The following is a 17041-nucleotide window of genomic DNA, read 5'->3' on the forward strand; positions in this document are numbered from 1 at the left end:
ACATGATCCATCTTGGGGGAGCTAAAACAATTAGAACTTATATGCAAAGGTAATATAAAGTAGCTTTTTCCAATGATTGTCAGTCGAATTAGCAAAGGAATTGGTATTACCACCAACAAAGGCATCATTTTTCGCCAAAATATACTCTGCATTGATAGTAATGTTTTTGTAATCTGCCTGTAGACCAGCAATATTACGGTAGGAGTTTGGCTGTCCATCCTGTTTCATCAAACCACTGAATACGAGATATGGTTTAAATCCTTTCCAATCCTTATAATTCCACGAAGTTTTATAGTCTATATCAGCAACATAATAGTAGGCTTTATTCGCTACATGATATTCCGTATCAAAAGAACCAAAGGTTGAATAGTTCACTCCAGCTTGTTTGTTGTCGATATCCTGATAACCAAAAGTTAAGGTTGTGTCATAAGTTGGTGTCGCCCACTGGCCAAACACGTTGGCATTCATGCGACTGCCGGTCTTGTTGTTATTTTTATTGTCCAAGAATGAATACCAAACGGATGAACCCAGCGTATATCCAGCCGTATCCTTCTTACCCTGATATGCATAACGCATCATTAGCATATTCTTTTCATCAATCTGGGTGGCATTGTCTGATACGCCTTCAATAAAATTGGCACTATAACGTGATGCATCCTTACTATCCCCTTTATAGTTACCGCCATCCTTTGGAAAATAGCCAAAGCTCCAAGACTGCTGATCCTGACTCAGATCATAGCGAATCCCAATATTATGGATATCCTGCATGCCAATGGTATACATCATACTTTCATAGAAGCTGCTATCCCAATAGGTTCCAATCCCGAATGGAATCGGTTGCAGGCCAACGGTGACTTTCTGTTGCTCATCCAATTGATAACCCAGATAAGCATCTGACAATGTCATCAAATCACACATTTCGTTAAACTGGACACAACGTGCTGTAATCTTGCCATCCACTTGATCTTTCTTGTAATTCAGATTGAGCCTGACATCACTGATCTGCGCTTTACTCTTTTCGCTTTCAGCATATTCTTTATATTGATAATTGCCTCGCACAAAACCAGAAACCGACCAGCCCTGTTCTTCCGCATGCGTCACAGTTGTTGCAGATAAAATAGCCAAAGCCAAGCCTGAAGGAATCGTCATATGGTGGAATACATTTTTTTTAAGCATAAGAAACCCCTTATCTATGCAGAACATAGACAATTTTTGATTTAGTGATTTGGATTGCGGGTCAGGTGAATCCGGTTTAGGGTAATGCCGCTTGTTTATATATCCGGATTTTGCCTACCCGCTGGATCAGTTCATCGAAAAATATCTTTCATTCGGATCAGATATTTTTAGTGTGTTGTTTTACCTATTGAATTAGACGCCAATCGCTAAACGCGTAGTCGCAACATCCCGTTGAGCAGGCGTGTTAACAGACAATAATTGCACCTGATCTTCCTGACGCTGCATGATGATGTTGCCATGACGCACACTGAGCACCGCCTTGGCCTGATTCGCGACAACCTCATAATCATTCTTGGCATTGAACAGGATAAAGCTCGCCGGTTTGCCCACTTCGATACCATATTGATCGCCCAAGCACATGGTTTTGGCAGAATTGTCCGAGATTAGATCCAGACAGTGCTGCAGGTCTTCATAGCCTAGCATGTGACAGATATGCAAACCGGCATCCAGAATGCGTAAGATATTGCCATTACCGACCGGATACCATGGATCTCGGATCGAGTCCTGCGCAAAGCAGATGTTCATGCCGGCACGGTCAATCTCCGCCACGCGGGTCAGACCACGACGTTTTGGATAGCTGTCAAAGCGGCCCTGTAAATGGATGCTTTCGGTCGGGCAGGAAATAAAGTTGATTTTTGAACGCTTCAGCAAATGGAACAGTTTATAGCAGTAGGCATTGTCATAAGAGCCCATGGCTGTGGTGTGACTAGCCGTGACACGTTCGCCCATGTTTCTGACCAAGGCTTCATCGGCCAATACTTCCAGAAAACGTGAGTTCGGATCATCGATTTCATCGCAATGGACATCAACCAGTACATTGTATTTTTCAGCCAAGTCCATCAGGTAATGCACGGAACTCACGCCTTTGTCACGGGTATATTCAAAATGAGGAATCCCCCCGACTACATCAGCCCCCATCTGCAAGGCTTTTTCTAGCAGTTCACGGCCATTTTTAAAGGACTCAATGCCTTCTTGCGGAAATGCCACGATCTGCAGATTCACCACATCCTTGACTTCGTTCTTGACCTCAAACATGGCTTGCAATCCAGTCAATTGCGGATCGGTAATGTCGACATGGGTACGCACATGCTGAATGCCATGCGCCACCAGCATTTCGATAGTCTGTTTTGCACGTTGTTTTGTGTCTTCAAAGGTAATGCTGGACTTGCGTTGTGCCCAGCGTTCAATTCCTTCAAACAGGGTTCCGGACATATTCCATTCCGGCTCACCCGCGGTCAGTACCGCATCCAGATGAATGTGTGGATCAACCAGTGGTGACATCAGTAACTGCTGTTTCGCATCAATCACGTCAGCTCCTTCGAGGATGAGTAACCCGGTCTGTGGCTCAATCGCATCAATTACGCCATTGTGATAGCTGATCGTGAATAAACCGGTCTTTTTACGTAAGGTTGCATTGATCACTTTCATATTCTTTTCTCTAATCATGGGATATTTGCCAAATTAATAGGGCAACAGAAGCATTCAAACGGAAATTGGGATTGCCCAATGATTGTCCGGTTAATGCTTCAATTTTTTGGATACGCTGGTTCAGGGTATTGCGGTGAATACCCAACCGGGCAGCGGCTTGAATGGCATTGCCACTTTCCTTTAACCAGGCATCCAAGGTTTCAATCAGCAGATAGGGTTGTTTTTTTTCTGGCTCAATCAGGCAGCCGAGTGTTTCATTCATTAGTTGCTGGGTAACGGCTTTGTTTGGAATTGCCTTGATCAATCTGAGCACGCCCAGTTCGTTATACAGGCAGACACCGGAACTGGTCTTTAAATCAGCGGCAATTTCTTCAGCCTGACAGGCTTCCCAGTAGCCGCGCTGAAAGGCAACGGCAGAATTCACTTCGGTGGAAAGTCCAACATACAACTTGAGATCGGATTCAGACTCGCGCAAAGCAGAAACCAATGCCGACAGAGCCTGGAACCAGAAATTCAGATCCTGATCCTGCAAGGATAGAACCAAACTAAACTGCTCTCCCTGCGGAACAATAGGGAAAACCTGTTCATGCTGTTTTCTCCAGCTTTCCAGATGTTTATAACAGGCCTGTTTTTTCTGGTACAGATCATGGGCTTTGTGTTGTGCACCACTATCCTGAAAAAAGTCTTGCACATTACTCAAACGAACCACTGCCACCACATGTTGCCCTAACAAGGGTAAACCCAACTGCTGTGCCCGCAACTGAATGGTTTCCAGTGATGGATACTGGCCCAGTAACAGCTGGCTCACCACGTCCTCTGCAGACTTCTTGATTTGCGACAGCTGTACCAAGCGGGTTCCAATCACATGGGTCAGTTCCACTAGCTTGAGGTGGTAAGGCTGTTCAATCAGGGGTAATCCGAGTGTATCGGCCTTTTCCAGCACTGTGGCCGGAATCTCACGAATAAAATCGGTACCGGTCAAGATCACAATACCTGCTACGTTTTTGGTAGCAGCCTGATCTAATAGATCTAGCAGGTTGGCTTCATCCCGTACCTGGTTGATACCGGTAATAAATATCAGTTCACCACCTTCAATCCAGTCGGAAATTCCTTCGTTCTCGGCGACATAGAACCAGCGAACTAGACGGTGCACATGATCGGCACCTGCCCGCAGCCGCAGTTCATACAACTGTGGTAGTTCCAGTACTTCTTGCACCGTCATACTCATACTGATGGTCCTGTCATCACTTGTGCTGTTTTTTCAGCCGATTTTGCTGGAAATAAACGGATCAACACCACATAACATACGGAAGCAACCACAATCCCGACAATCGGGGCAATCCAGGGAGAGTTATACGCCACGATTGCACCGATGCTATAAGCTATCAGACCATTCCAGTTAAAATTTGGCAGTTCTACATCATTCAACAATGGATATTGACCTTTGTAGCGAACCCAGTAATCCGCCATGATGACGCCACCTACAGGTGGGATGATCGCACCGAGTAACAACAGGAATGGCAATAACAACTCATACATGCCTGCGACAGCCAGCACAATCCCCACAATCGCCGCCAGGATCGTCATGGTTTTACGACGTTCGCTACGTACTAAATGGCATGCTGCTGCGGACACGTTATAGATAGTTGGGCCTTGAATAGTCCACAAGTTCATGCACAGCATAATCACTGCTGCGACAGATAGGCCTTGCAATACTAGAACCTCTACAATGTCAGCTTGTTGGTAAACAATCGCCATCCAGGCACCCGCCAAGACCATCAAACCGTTACCAATGACAAAGCTGATCAGACATGCCCATACTGCGATCTTGCCGTTTTTCGACATACGGGTCCAGTTGGTGATTTGCGTTGCACCACTGGCAAACGTACCAAATACGATTGTCACAGCGGTAGAGAACGTCATGGCTTCCGTTGGCTTAACAGCAGTCAAGCCCGTCCAACCGCCAATTTCTTTGGTGGCCAATACAATTGAGGTAATGAGCAGGATAAACATCAATGGAATTGAAACCCGTGACAGGTATTCCAGCCCTTTAAAACCAACCAATGCGGTCACTGAGAAGAGTAAACCGAACAACACCATTAATGGTATTACCCAGCTTTCTGGCATCCCAACAATTTTCACCAGCGAAATAGCCAGTGTTGCAGTTCCCCAGGCGTACCAGCCCAGTTCAGCAAAACCCAATAAAAAGTCGGAGAGTTTGCTGCCTAAATTACCAAAGCAGAACCGCCCCATTAATACCGTATTTAAACCACTGCGGGCAGAAATTAAACCGAGTGATGCAGCATAGAGAGCCAGTAACAGGTTACCAATTGCCGTGATCCAGAGGAGGTCAACAAAATTAAATGCGACACCAATTTTGCCACCAGCAAACATAGTGCCGGTAAAAAAAGTAAAACTAAACAGCACCATTGCAATCGGAAACAATCCTTTTCGATTGGCTTGGGGTGTTTCGGTCAGTGGACTTTCTTCATGTGTACTCATTTTTAGCTCCAGTCTCTTGCGTTATTTTTGAATACACCTGAGTTTGCAAGAGCCGTGCCGCTTTAAAATTGGGTTGCTTTTAAGCAATATGCCCTTTACAACGTGTGCAACATGCACATTTACATATATTTTTAATACATTTATACGCCAGCTTTTTGTGCATGTTGTTGATTAAATGAGTTGATTTGGAGCAATCTCTAAGGAGTAAATATCACGAAGATTTATTGGTTGATGCCTAAAACTAGAATGTGATTTCCATTCTGGACATGTTTCGTCGATTCTTTTTGCAAAGTAGGAGCGGTGGAAGTCCAAGAATAGATGAAATTTGTCTAGGATCAGCCACCAGAAAAAGATCTGATCACTTAAGGCTCCGATTTTTGTGGATCAAGTTCGAGAGTTTGTGGTCGGCCAATACAGGCTAGATGCAGACAAAATTTAAACGCCGCAAGTGCTCTGCCATCTTTTATTGAGTAAAGTTGAAGGCGAACATAATCTTCCTGCGTTGTTGGATAACCTTCAGTTTTACTGTGTAATTGGGCAAGTTTCATTAATAAAGGCTGTTTCTTAGTATCTAATGATTTGACTAAGTTTTTTCCAAGCAAATGCCAAAATTGACGAGGAAACAAGCCTTTTATCATGGAATAAAATGATTCAAATTGATCAATTTTACCCCATCGATAGTGAATACCTGTATGAGAGGCTGTGACACGACTTAAGAATATTTCAAGCACGGCTTTAATTTGATCTGGATGCTTTTTAAATAAATTTTGAATCTTCTCAAAAAAATGAATCATTGCTGTTTGTTCTTCAGCGGTGTCGATTATGGCAGGTTTGAGGGGAGTTGATTGATGATTTATGTTGTTTAGTATGAAAATAAGGTTAGTAAATAAATTATATAAATCAAATACTTTTTTATTAAATATAAAATATATTTGATTTAATTTTGTTAATTTTGGGACTGTGTTATTCTACTATTGTGACGCTAAAAATAACTTACCTGTGCAGAAAAAAATGATGACACCATTGCTCATTGATGCATTAACAATTTCTGAAGGCAGGTTTGAAAAACCATGCCCAGTTTTAGTTTTGAAAATGATGTTACTCAATGAGGAAATAAGCAGTGAGTTTTCAGAAAAAATTAAAAATCAAGCATTACTACTGCTCGCGACATATCGTAAGTTACTGCGTGCTGTTGCTAGGGATTTATGTGATGTAAAAACTCTAAAGGACAGTGTGAAAAGAAGACACTGGGGTAAAGTGGATAAAGTGCAGGATAAGATGGTTGTTGCAAAAGAACTTCGACTAAAGCATTTAGATCTAGAAGAAATGCCTTTATTTTTTCATACACAGCATTTTTTAAAAAAACTACCGATTTCCTTTGTTCAAAAATTGGTAGATTGGGCTCCACCAGCGGTGAGTGGTACTTTTTTAATCGAAAATATTGTAGCAGGTTATATCGCCCAGAAGCTTTTGCCATTAGAAAAAATTAAAGTAAAAGAGCTTGGCAAGTCTGTGCAACCCTATTTTCACATAGCTGACTTTTTTGTGCTTTTACCTCAACTAGAAGAACTTTATCAAAAATATCAAAAGCAAATTGTTTGTGTGGCACCAACGGCAGAAATTGCTTTAGCTTTAACAGACTTTAAGAAAGCATGGATCTATCGTATTAGGAGCAGTTTATGAATATTTATTTTAAGCAGCTCATAGAATGGATGAAGCAGCATGAAAATATAGAAGAACAAGAACTTATCCAAGCATTATTTTTGTTGCGTGCACATTATAGCTTAGCTGGTATTGTTGTCATTTGTCAGCGAATCTTCACATTGATTGGGGATGATGAATTACCAGAATTTCGTGATGAGCTTAATACGTTAAAGATCATTAGTAGATTGCAGAATTCTGATCAACATTCACATTTTTTCTCAGAAACAACAGATAGAAACAAACATAAACTCACGCCATTACGTCCATACACTGGAGACAGTGGAATTTGTGATTTGCTATTGATTCAAGCAGGACTAAGTCGAAATAATGAGCGTTTTGATACTGTAATCATTTGGTTTTTAGAGCAAATATTTCACTTTCAAAAAAAAGTACATACCCTAGGGCTTTATAGTCATTATTTAAAGGGTGATGGAAGCATAAAGCTGAAAGATCAAAAAGGATCTCGTGTGTATAACGCCTTTTTAGCGATCAGGCTGTTGGGTGATCCAAGTAATGAGGATATTTTAGAACAAGTCGAAAAATTACTGACTAAAAACGGACCGAAACAACTGATTCATTTGATGTCCGCTGGTTCTGAAGACAAACGATTAAATGAAGTTTTTTATGCATTAAAGCTCTTTTTATCACAAATTTGGCAAAAGAATCGACTAAAAAATAAGAAAAAACGTCGAGAGTTTTTACACCGTATAGGGTTAAAGCATCAAAAACTGATCTTGCAACGATACGGCTCATTAAGTATTGCTATCCAACCTTTAGAGGATGTAGATGAAATTCATCGTGGTCTAGTCTCTGAAGTATTTGAGTATGATGAGATTGAAGAAGATGAAACACCATTGGAGCCATTGTTTACATTTTTTTTGGCCGAACAATCCGATTTAATTCGAGGGCTTTATGCATCTAAGTCTATTTTTCAGCATGTTGAAGCTACAAATGTTGGTTTAGTTTGGACCAAATGGCGATTGTCATTAAATTCGATTCAAGATGTGTTTAGGCTCTGTCAACCATCTAAGGCTGATACCAGCTTAATTTTACGCGCAAAATTAGCTTTGATATTGAGTTTACTCACTGGACGTTCGGTTACTGAATTAACAGCGCCGTGTTTTAGTCAAAATACTGATCAGAATAATATTGCTATTCAGTATGATCATACTTTATCTGCATACGTATTGAGCGTTTTAGCAGGCACACCGACACTCAAAACAAAGCCAGAAGAGTCTAAATTTCATGTGCCATGGACCAAGAAATTACATTTGGTTTTACCAAGTGAGCTCAATGATTTGGTGAATCAAGTCAAAAATCTTGCGATTAAAACCCGTCAACCGGCAGTTGAACGCGAAGTTAGAAGACTTATTAACAGTGTGCCGAAAGAGTTAGAAATCAGCCTCAAAAGCATTAAAGATCTTCTTCCACGGTTGTTATATGAGCATAGCCAAGGTGACTTAGCTGTCGTTAAAGCAGTGACTAATGCATCCGGTCGGAATTATGATAACTTAATTCATTATGCATCTTTTGAACAGAGGAAACTTGAGCAGTTATGGGCTGATTGTTTAAGAACGATAAAAATTGATATTCCTGAATATATGCACTCTTCTAGTGAACGCGTGGGTAGCCCGACTGGGATAAAGATTATTGAAATACAAAATGAAATTACACGAATAAAGAAGAGAATAAATCAGGCTGCCGAACAGAAAGATTGGCAGACGCTCTTTGATAACTTAACGTTGTATACAGAATTATGGATGAATCTTGCAACTGCAGGACGGGGGATTAAGCAACCCTTTCCAAAGTGGATAAGTCAGCAAGGCTGGGCATTGATTCAAGATAAACATCATCAAGATGAATCAACCGATCGTTATGTGCCATTAACAGCAGCATTTATCAAACAGATTCAAGTTTTACGTGGTTTGATGAGAATGCTGGGGGATCAAGTTGAACCACGTGTTGATTTATCATCTTATGCATTGCAACTTTGTGATCCTCATCAGATTGAAGGTTTAGGTAGAAATTGGGCACGCAAGCTGGTTCGCTCTGATAATAATCAGTTACCTGGACGGTTCAAGGATGCTGGACTTGGGCACTGGGTACGCGGTCGTTATCCATGGGATATGTTATCAGTATTTCCTGTATCAACATTTAAACAACAGTGGCTTGATGTACAAGAAAACCTGCAAAAACAGTTAGGTTTCGAGTGTCTTGATGTTTTTGATTTTTTTAAAAACCTGAATATTCCAACATTTGTTGTAACCAAAGAGATTAAAACAGTTCAAGCAGAGACGAAGCCGAGGATACAATATTCAGAAAATGATGTAAAAGAATGGCTGGAAAACTCAGAGTATGAGTCCTATTGTCAGTTGATTTTTGAGGAAAATCCTGAGCCAAACGTATCTTTCGAGCTTGGACATGTATTAGCTTCCCATTTAGCTAAAAATACAAACATTGATTTGCCACAAGCGATCAAAGCATATTGTGCTTATATTCGCGATAAAACGAAAATTCCTTTATTCGTTCAACTTCCTCAAAAGGCTCATCGTACATGGCTGACATCTGAAAATAGTTTTAGTACATGGTGTTATATTGAACAAAACTTACTTGATTTTATTCAGAAGGATTTAGAACATTTACCTGAACATCAAAATTGTGAGGTTGAAATAGGACGTTTGCTGGTTGTACTCTCCATGTATTCACAACTGTGCAGGGTAAGCCATTTACAAGCGATGTTGGAGTTTATTGCTTCTGATCAACATATAGTCGCTATGGGGAATAGTCGGCTCGTTGAGCTGACAGTGAATAATGATAGATCTGTGACGAAGATACGCCGTACAGTACTGTTAAGTCCTTATGTCTCGACTTTAATTTTAGTAGACCGACAGTATCTACAGCCCCGATTAAAAGAGATTTTAGCACAGTCAAGAAATCAACAAAGAACGGCTTGGCAAAAGTGTTTTAATACATATTTAAAACAAATAGGGATTAAGTCAACTCTATCATTAGCTCAATGGTTGAAAGCTTTACAGCAAAATGTGATGTTAAATAGCACTCCGTTAATTGCAGGTTATATAGCAGGCCAAGTCCTGACAGAAGATTTTTCAATAAATGAATTATTACGCTTATCCGAATATGAAAAATTAATCACAGGTTTAGATAGCACTGAGCCAGAAAGTGAAATAGAAATAGGCGATGAGCAACTACATTTGTCTGATATTTTAGCGATGATTCAGCAACTAAAAGGTGAGTCTAGATCAAGCATTTGGCTTGAACAGCTTGCCAATAATAAAACGAATCACTACTCAGTCAATTTATTAACATGCTTTGTGCAATGGTTGATTTTACGCTGTGATGCAGAAGAGTTAAGTCTACAGAATCGAAATATGATTCATCTACATTTGGCCATCGTCAGTGCAGGTATATTGGGGTTTTCAGAAGATTTAACAAAAGATAGCCAGATTGATGAAGATGTATTTCAAAAATGGATGGAGTTGACGCAAGAGCATTTTCCACACAGCAAGCATCTCGCTGCGTGGAATCGCTTTAGAGAATTTTTAATTCAATTAAATGATGATCGTATAAAGTTACACAAGCGTACAGCGCATCAAGCAAGTGCTAAGGTTTTTTCAAAAAATGAAGTGCGGCAGATCGTTCAAATATTACAATCTGTAGAATCTGGGGTGAATGATACTGTTTTACGCCTAGAGATTCAGCGTCATTTTCGTTTATCTGCGGCGATGGGTGTACGCCGTTCAGAGGCGCTTCATTTACGGCCCTTAGATATTGATGAGGATATGCTCAGAATTCGTCCTTATGGTGAGCATCAGTTAAAAACACTTGGATCAGAACGTGTTGTTCCGATGAATTTATTAAGCCAGACGATTCAAAAGGGATTAGATGATATTTATAAGAATAAAAAAGATTCAATATTAATTTCCGATGAGAACAGTGAGCATAGGCCTTTTTTTGATCAAATATCTCAAATATTAAAGAAAGTCACTGGAGATGTTGATCTCAGCTTACATCATTTAAGACATACGTTTGCAAGTGCATATACTTTAAAGTGTTTGCAAACAGTGGTGGATTTTAAAGCGCTGACGATAGAACTGCCATGGCTACAAACTTGGATGCCATCGAATGAGCAATTTAATACGCTAGTAGGCAATGAAGGACAGGTTGGGCAAGGGATTAAGGCGATTAGTCGAGTGCTTGGACATTTACATGAATCGACAACATTAAAGCATTATGTTCATATCTTATTTCTGGCTACTTATGCCTATAGCATGCAACAACAGCAACCCAATTTGCATACTGCATTTTTTAAGCGAGTCATGAGTCGGAGTAATTTATTCAGGCATTTCCAAGCGATTAACCAACAGAATGGTAATCTAAAATATGAGTTGAGAGATACCATCGAAAAATATGTACTCAAAAAAAGACAAAGTCAGAGGTGGGTCATCTATGCTCAAAAAAGAGGGAATTCGACGGGTAAGGTAATTAAACACGAACTGTTTCAAAAGATTGAAGATATTGAGCGGTATCTTATTTCTGGACAGGGGCAGCCACAATTAGATATTGAGTCCTGGAAGAGAGCTTTAATTACGATGTCAAACATTCCTTCAGGTAAACGTGGTTCAAATATAGGAAGACACCCATTATCGACACAAGGAAAGTTAGCTCGTTTGCCTGAATTACTCAGTGCTGTAGATTTTAATTCTGCACAAGAGATTTTAGAGCGATTTGATTATTTAGAACAAAACCAATCAGAAACTTATAATTGGTTAATAAAAAAATGGTTGTATGAAAGTAATGTAACAAAAGTATTGATGCATTTTACCGCAGAGGATGAACCTATGCTTTCAATCCTAACAGAACATCAATTTTTTCCGATGATGATGAAACATAATAAATATAATTATTTTAGAATTATGTCTCAACAAGCGTCATTAATCACCGTGCGATGGGCACTTACGTGGTTGAGTGCACGATATTTGGTGATTAGAGATGATATCAGAATCTAATTAAATATGACTTACGCACGCTTTATTACAGAAAGGTTTAAAAGACAGCGCTACCCTAATTGAGCTAAATTCAAGTGACAACTTGGGTATAAGTGCAGCTAGATTCTGTGAATTTGTTAAAGACAGCTATGTGTACATGAATAATATCATTTACCTGACTAGGAAAACTTCTTGCTGCTCATTTATCGCTTAATAATAGAGACTCAGGTATTTTTTATGGATCAACAGAGCCAAAAAAATCACATTATCTATTGCGTTCTGTCTGCTGCTGGAAGCTGTACAACATGATTCCTTATGGGAAATAGCCTAAGCGTAAGCGGTAACCGCCCCAAAAAAATATTTGAATTTAAAAAGGGGTGAATTCAAACATGAGGTATGACAGTTTCAAAAGTCTTATGATAATCAACAAGCTGAGCAAATTTCTTTAATGGTGTAAGCCAATCTAACGCTTTTCTAGGACGAGTATTCAGTGACATGGCAACTTGATTTAAATAATGCTGATCTGCCTGGTTTCAATCAATCCCTTTAGGTAAATATTGCCTAATTAAACCATTCATATTTTCGCATGTGCCTTTCTGCCATGGTGAATGTGGGTCGACATTGAGTAAAGCAGGCATTGAGCATTTATTTGTTAAAAATTTAGAGAATGTGCAAGGGGTGAACGCGATATTATCGATTTCTCAATTACTTACGCAAAAGACCGTGATGGCCGCTTATCTATGAATTTTGGTACGCTTAACCGTCAAGGTGGTCAGCGCCGTCTAAATGTAGTCATTACTAGTGCTCGTCAAGGATTACATGTTGTCTCGGCCTTAATTCCAGAAGAAATTAATTTGGCACGCACCAATAGTGAGGGTGTAAGGGATCTAAAAGATTTCTTGGTTTTTGCTCGTAGTGGTCAGCTGCATTTAAATTATGCTGATCAAAGCAAACAGCAGACTAAAAAGAATTTGTAAAGTACTTACAAAATAGGCTTCAAGAAAAATATTGGAGTGTTGACCTCGGAATAGGTCAGGGCGATAGCTGTGTAGATCTGGCTATTAAAGATGACTTGCATGCAGCTACAGCAAGAGACTGTGATCAGCTCAGACCAACAGTATTAAATGGGTTAGGCTGGAAGGTATTATCAGTGTGGACAGTTGATTGGTGGCTGGATCCGGAGCATAACTTAACTAAATTGGTAAAAGCATTAGAAGAGATCTAAATAAATCAACAGGTTGCTTAATTTGTCTGAAACCTTTGAGATGGAAAGCATGCTTTAAATCAAGTCATTGACTTGGGTTGCATGGTCCATGTAAGTCGTAAATTCTATGAACTGCATGTGATGGGGAAAAGTCAGATTAATGAACAGGAATTTTTAAGGTCATCAGATTAAGTGTATTCTGATAATTAATAAAGCGCCATTTGGCGCTTTATTCATCCTAGTCCTTCAATATTGCAAAATGCGATAATTGGTTTATACTTGATTTATAGCAAAATGCGATAATATGTTATGCATGTGATCACCCACGCTCGAATTATAGAAGCAATGCACAAGTGGCCACAGGCTGAAACGGCATTAGATGGTTGGTATCGAACCATAAAGGCAAACGATCCGAAAGATTTTGCTGAGATGAAGCAGCTCTTTCCAGCGGTCGATAAAGTTGGAAAGTTCCATGTATCCGATATTGGTGGGAACAAGATCCGACTTATTGCAGTCGTGATGTATCAGGCAAAACGTGTGTATATCCGTCATGTCTTGTCCCATAAAGAATATGACAAAGGTCATTGGAAGGAAGGTTAGTATGAACGCGATGATTAAACAGGCCGTAGACCACTGGCACTACGTTGCACCATTGCTCAGCAAGCCAGAAAATGAAGACGACTTTCATACACTTGTTGAAGCTTTAGATGAACTTTTAGATACCGTTGGTGATGACGAGTCCCATCCTTTAATGGGGCTTATTCATCAGCTTGGTGATTTGGTTTCTGATTATGAAAATGAGCATCTTCCTATGCCTAAAGGGGATGGTCGCGCTGCTTTGGCTTTTTTAATGGAGCAACATGGTTTAGGTCAGTCTGACTTAGCAGAGGTTGCAACCCAATCTGTGATTTCTGAGATTTTAAGTGGTAAACGCCAACTGAATATTCGTCATATTAAGGCATTGTCTGAGCGGTTTAATGTATCGGCAGATACGTTTTTCTAAAAGATAGGGCGCTGCGAGGCGCTCTATTAGTAATCAATTTGAATTTCTTGTTAGTCTTGATATTTCAATTTACAAAGTCTATGTGCCTATAATCGCTTTATTCCTTCGTTAAGAATTACAAAAACGGTAATAAATAAAAAAACACTATATAAAATTATCATTGAAATATTGCCCATTGTAGCTTTACGCAGTAAAGTTTTTTGCTTTTTTGCACTTAATAAAGTGAACCGTACCGAGTTTGTCTAAGACAAACGTTCTTGACGAATATGGCAACATTCTAACGCCACTTCAATATAGTGTTGCGTATAATTACACAATGAATAGCAAAGACATTATTAAGTGTCTAGAGCGGAAGGCTGGTACAAAGTGGGAGATAAAGGCGACCATGAGAAATACAAGCATCCTGAAAAATCTGATCATGTTGTAGTTCCTCACCCGAGGAAAGACATGCCGATTGGCACTTTACGCAATATTTATAAACAGGCTGGTTGGGAGTGGAGGTAAATATGTTATATCCAGTATATGTTCATAAAGATGAAGATACTGCATACGGCTTAACTTTTCCTGACTTTGAAGGGTGTTTTAGTGCAGCAGATGAAATGCAAGATATTCAACGCATGGCGCAAGAGGCTGTAGAGCTTCATTTTGATGGTGAGGATTTGAAATTACCAAAACCATCAAGCCCTGAACAATGGTTGGGTGATGAGCGATTTCAAGATGGGTTCTGGTTGTTGATTGATATTGATACAAGCAAAATCAGTCCGTATCAATGTCAGTATGTCAGAGTCTTTGGTCAAACATATTGATGCTGTTGCAAAAAGACAGCATTTAAGTCGATCTGCCTTTTTGGCAAAAAGTGCAGAATTAGCACTACACGATTAAGATCTTAAGAGAGCAACCACCCGTCTACATGGCGGGTTTTTTTGGCTTAATTTATGAAAAATACCGATCTTCTTAGCGCTGATAAGGGATATGACTCGAAAGCTTTGAGAGAGCAGATAGAAAGAAAATCCACAAAATGTTAAAAATCATGCTAGAAGATGAACTCTGGTTGAAATAGCCTAAGCAAACTGAAAAGGGGGAATTGTTTAAAAATCTCTCTGGTTATAAGTAAACTGTCTTTATGAAAAGCATCATACTAACTTTGATTCATAATAAAGGGAATTTAAAAGCTTTAGCATCACAATTTGGTCACTGGATTTTAGACAATAGTGTAAAGATTAGCACTTTGGTAAATCGATGAGCTAAAGTGTTGTAGTCCAAACTCGATCTGACAATTACCCATTTTTTAGTGTGCCCGTCAGGTTAAATTTGAACTGAATTTTTCTCAGCCCAAATTCATTTCCAATCAAGTTATGTTTCAAGTGGCGTGCGAACACTGCACAATTTAATTCACGGTGCCTAAGACAGGTATCAACTTCGGACCAGCCATTCTAGCTTTGCTAATGATTTCCACCAGCTCATCATAAGTCAGTTCAAACTTATCCTCACTATCAAATACATAGACCATATTCTTGCCTTCATGTTCAGGTGGAGTAGGTGGTACAAATCGTTTCGGGATAAGAATTTGTGCGAGTTGTTCGTCAGTTAATTTAAATAAGTGCATGTTTTTATCCTACTCTTGGTAAGTCAGACCATTTGGTTAAATACGAAGGTGATCTAAGGTTTTGATTCATGTGCCATGTGGCTTCTTTATTGTTGGCAATGCCTAGCGTGACGAGATTCTTCCCAAACCGTTCACTGATGGCTTCGATGGCATCTGAAAGCCTTTCTCGCTCTTGCTTATGTGAATAGTCCGTGAATAGATCGGGCACAAACTTGGATTGATCTGTAATTTCGAGCAGCACGATTCCCGCCTTTTTATACTTAAAGCCTTTCTTAAATATCTGATCGATGCCTTTCATCGCGGCCTTGGTGATGAGCAGTAGATCATCCGTATGCTCATGCATTTGAACGACGATGTAAGGCGAGTAGCGCTCTGTCTTATCAAAGCGACTGGTTTGGATATACACGCCGATCATCTTGCAGATTGAGCCATCTTCCCGCATTCGTTTCACGGCTCTGGCCACATAAAGCCGAACCGAAGCTTTAATGTCATCCATTTCATACACTGGGTTGCCATATGAACGGCTGCTGATGATTTGCTTCTTCGCTACAGTATCATCACTAAGGTCAATACAAGAAAGGCCCTGTAGCTCAAGCACCGTCTTTTCCATCACGATACTAAACTGCTTTTTGATTTCTTTAGGATTGGCATTGATCAGATCCAGCACAGATTGAACACCCATAGTATTGAGCTTCTTACAGTTCTGTCTGCCTACGCCCCAAACCTCAGACACATCAACCTGCGCGAGTAGCGTTTCTGTAGAGCATGGGTCCATATGGGCCAGATTACAGACCCCATTGAAGAACTGATGTGGGTCTAGGACTTTAGACCACGCCTATAAGTGATAATCTACTCCCCAATAAGCATGGGAAATGCTTATTTTTGGAGTCAACCATGACACGAAGAAAACGTCGTAATCATTCAGCAGAGTTTAAAGTTAAAGTTGCTCTCGCAGCAATTAAAGGCGACCACACACTTGCTGAACTTTCTACTCAATTCGATTTACATCAAAACCAAATAATTGATTGGAAAAATCAACTGCTTGAGCAATCAGTCAATATTTTTTCACGACCAACAGCACAACAAGAACCTGAGATTGACCTCAAAGCTCTACATGCCAAGATAGGACATCAGGCATTGCAAATTGATTTTTTAGAAGGTGCGCTCAGAAAAATAGGGCAGCTGAGCGGCAAAAAATGATCGATAAGACCCATCAACTTTCGGTACGACAACAATCGCAATTGATTCAAATCAATCGCAGTACGTTGTATTACAAGCCCAAAGAGATTTCATCAACTGATTTGAGTTTGATGCGTCTGATCGATGAAATTCATCTCGACTACCCATTTATG

Annotated in this window: 11 protein-coding genes and 6 pseudogenes; 9 read left to right on the plus strand and 8 right to left on the minus strand. The window is 39.9% G+C overall.

Going from position 1 to position 17041, the window contains the following annotated elements:
• Positions 1-30 precede the first annotated feature (30 nt).
• The 5 genes and pseudogenes from F895_RS00325 to F895_RS00305 form a co-directional block, all read right to left on the minus strand.
• Complete coding sequence (locus tag F895_RS00325; RefSeq protein WP_005244934.1) at positions 31-1176, minus strand: porin family protein; 1146 nt, start codon at positions 1174-1176, stop codon at positions 31-33.
• Between the two features lie 192 nt (positions 1177-1368).
• Positions 1369-2664: a cytosine deaminase gene (gene codA, locus F895_RS00320; RefSeq protein ID WP_005244936.1), complete on the minus strand. Its 1296-nt coding sequence runs from the start codon at positions 2662-2664 to the stop codon at positions 1369-1371.
• A gap of 10 nt (positions 2665-2674) precedes the next feature.
• Complete coding sequence (locus F895_RS00315; protein ID WP_005244937.1) at positions 2675-3892, minus strand: PucR family transcriptional regulator; 1218 nt, start codon at positions 3890-3892, stop codon at positions 2675-2677.
• The gene (gene codB / locus F895_RS00310; protein WP_005244938.1) at positions 3889-5166 is read right to left on the minus strand and encodes a cytosine permease; all 1278 of its coding nucleotides are present in this window, start codon (positions 5164-5166) and stop codon (positions 3889-3891) included. The genes F895_RS00315 and codB overlap by 4 nt, the downstream gene beginning before the upstream one ends.
• Before the next feature lie 362 nt (positions 5167-5528).
• A pseudogene (locus F895_RS00305) lies at positions 5529-6041 on the minus strand (hypothetical protein); the annotation flags it as partial.
• Between the two features lie 136 nt (positions 6042-6177).
• Between F895_RS00305 and F895_RS00300 the strand changes: the two are divergent.
• Positions 6178-6849 (plus strand): lipase chaperone, encoded by a 672-nt coding sequence (locus F895_RS00300; protein WP_005244939.1) that lies wholly within the window; start codon positions 6178-6180, stop codon positions 6847-6849.
• A complete protein-coding gene (locus F895_RS00295) occupies positions 6846-11897 on the plus strand; it encodes a site-specific integrase (protein ID WP_005244940.1) in 5052 nt (1683 codons plus the stop codon). Before F895_RS00300 ends, F895_RS00295 begins: the two co-directional genes overlap by 4 nt.
• A gap of 362 nt (positions 11898-12259) precedes the next feature.
• Here the strand turns inward: F895_RS00295 and F895_RS20000 are convergent.
• Positions 12260-12493 (minus strand): annotated as a pseudogene (locus F895_RS20000) (transposase); the annotation flags it as partial.
• 1 nt (position 12494) lies between these two features.
• Here F895_RS20000 and F895_RS20135 point away from each other — a divergent pair.
• The 6 genes and pseudogenes from F895_RS20135 to F895_RS20415 form a co-directional block, all read left to right on the plus strand.
• Positions 12495-13101, plus strand: a pseudogene (locus F895_RS20135) (hypothetical protein); the annotation flags it as partial.
• A gap of 288 nt (positions 13102-13389) precedes the next feature.
• Entirely contained in the window at positions 13390-13680 is a 291-nt protein-coding gene (locus F895_RS00285; RefSeq protein ID WP_004778523.1) for a type II toxin-antitoxin system HigB family toxin, read from the plus strand.
• Position 13681: 1 nt separating this feature from the next.
• Positions 13682-14083 (plus strand): helix-turn-helix domain-containing protein, encoded by a 402-nt coding sequence (locus F895_RS00280; protein WP_004778522.1) that lies wholly within the window; start codon positions 13682-13684, stop codon positions 14081-14083.
• 339 nt (positions 14084-14422) lie between these two features.
• Positions 14423-14587: a type II toxin-antitoxin system HicA family toxin gene (locus tag F895_RS0119175; RefSeq protein ID WP_005403784.1), complete on the plus strand. Its 165-nt coding sequence runs from the start codon at positions 14423-14425 to the stop codon at positions 14585-14587.
• Positions 14588-14589: 2 nt separating this feature from the next.
• A pseudogene (locus tag F895_RS00275) lies at positions 14590-14884 on the plus strand (type II toxin-antitoxin system HicB family antitoxin); the annotation flags it as partial.
• On the plus strand, positions 14861-14965 hold the full coding sequence (locus F895_RS20415; protein WP_079282112.1) for a type II toxin-antitoxin system HicB family antitoxin: 105 nt from the start codon (positions 14861-14863) through the stop codon (positions 14963-14965). The pseudogene F895_RS00275 and the gene F895_RS20415, both read left to right, overlap by 24 nt.
• Positions 14966-15470: 505 nt before the next feature.
• On the opposite strand, the gene F895_RS00270 is transcribed toward F895_RS20415, so the two are convergent.
• Both F895_RS00270 and F895_RS00265 read right to left on the minus strand, forming a co-directional pair.
• Positions 15471-15689 (minus strand): hypothetical protein, encoded by a 219-nt coding sequence (locus F895_RS00270; protein ID WP_000550047.1) that lies wholly within the window; start codon positions 15687-15689, stop codon positions 15471-15473.
• Between the two features lie 4 nt (positions 15690-15693).
• Positions 15694-16500: pseudogene (locus F895_RS00265) on the minus strand (DUF4113 domain-containing protein); the annotation flags it as partial.
• 83 nt (positions 16501-16583) lie between these two features.
• On the opposite strand from F895_RS00265, the pseudogene F895_RS00260 reads away from it, so the two are divergent.
• Positions 16584-17041 (plus strand): annotated as a pseudogene (locus F895_RS00260) (IS3-like element ISAcsp5 family transposase); the annotation flags it as partial.

The sequence above is a fragment of the Acinetobacter sp. CIP 64.2 genome, from assembly GCF_000369645.1.
Classification (GTDB): Bacteria; Pseudomonadota; Gammaproteobacteria; order Pseudomonadales; family Moraxellaceae; genus Acinetobacter.

Excerpts from the sequence above, each read along its gene's own strand:
- F895_RS00325 (WP_005244934.1), bottom strand. The coding sequence starts at position 1,176 with ATGCTTAAAAAAAATGTATTCCACCATATGACGATTCCTTCAGGCTTG.
- codA (WP_005244936.1), bottom strand. The coding sequence starts at position 2,664 with ATGAAAGTGATCAATGCAACCTTACGTAAAAAGACCGGTTTATTCACG.
- F895_RS00315 (WP_005244937.1), bottom strand. The coding sequence starts at position 3,892 with ATGAGTATGACGGTGCAAGAAGTACTGGAACTACCACAGTTGTATGAA.
- codB (WP_005244938.1), bottom strand. The coding sequence starts at position 5,166 with ATGAGTACACATGAAGAAAGTCCACTGACCGAAACACCCCAAGCCAAT.
- F895_RS00300 (WP_005244939.1), top strand. The coding sequence starts at position 6,178 with ATGATGACACCATTGCTCATTGATGCATTAACAATTTCTGAAGGCAGG.
- F895_RS00295 (WP_005244940.1), top strand. The coding sequence starts at position 6,846 with ATGAATATTTATTTTAAGCAGCTCATAGAATGGATGAAGCAGCATGAA.
- F895_RS00285 (WP_004778523.1), top strand. The coding sequence starts at position 13,390 with ATGCATGTGATCACCCACGCTCGAATTATAGAAGCAATGCACAAGTGG.
- F895_RS00280 (WP_004778522.1), top strand. The coding sequence starts at position 13,682 with ATGAACGCGATGATTAAACAGGCCGTAGACCACTGGCACTACGTTGCA.
- F895_RS20415 (WP_079282112.1), top strand. The coding sequence starts at position 14,861 with ATGTCAGAGTCTTTGGTCAAACATATTGATGCTGTTGCAAAAAGACAG.
- F895_RS00270 (WP_000550047.1), bottom strand. The coding sequence starts at position 15,689 with ATGCACTTATTTAAATTAACTGACGAACAACTCGCACAAATTCTTATC.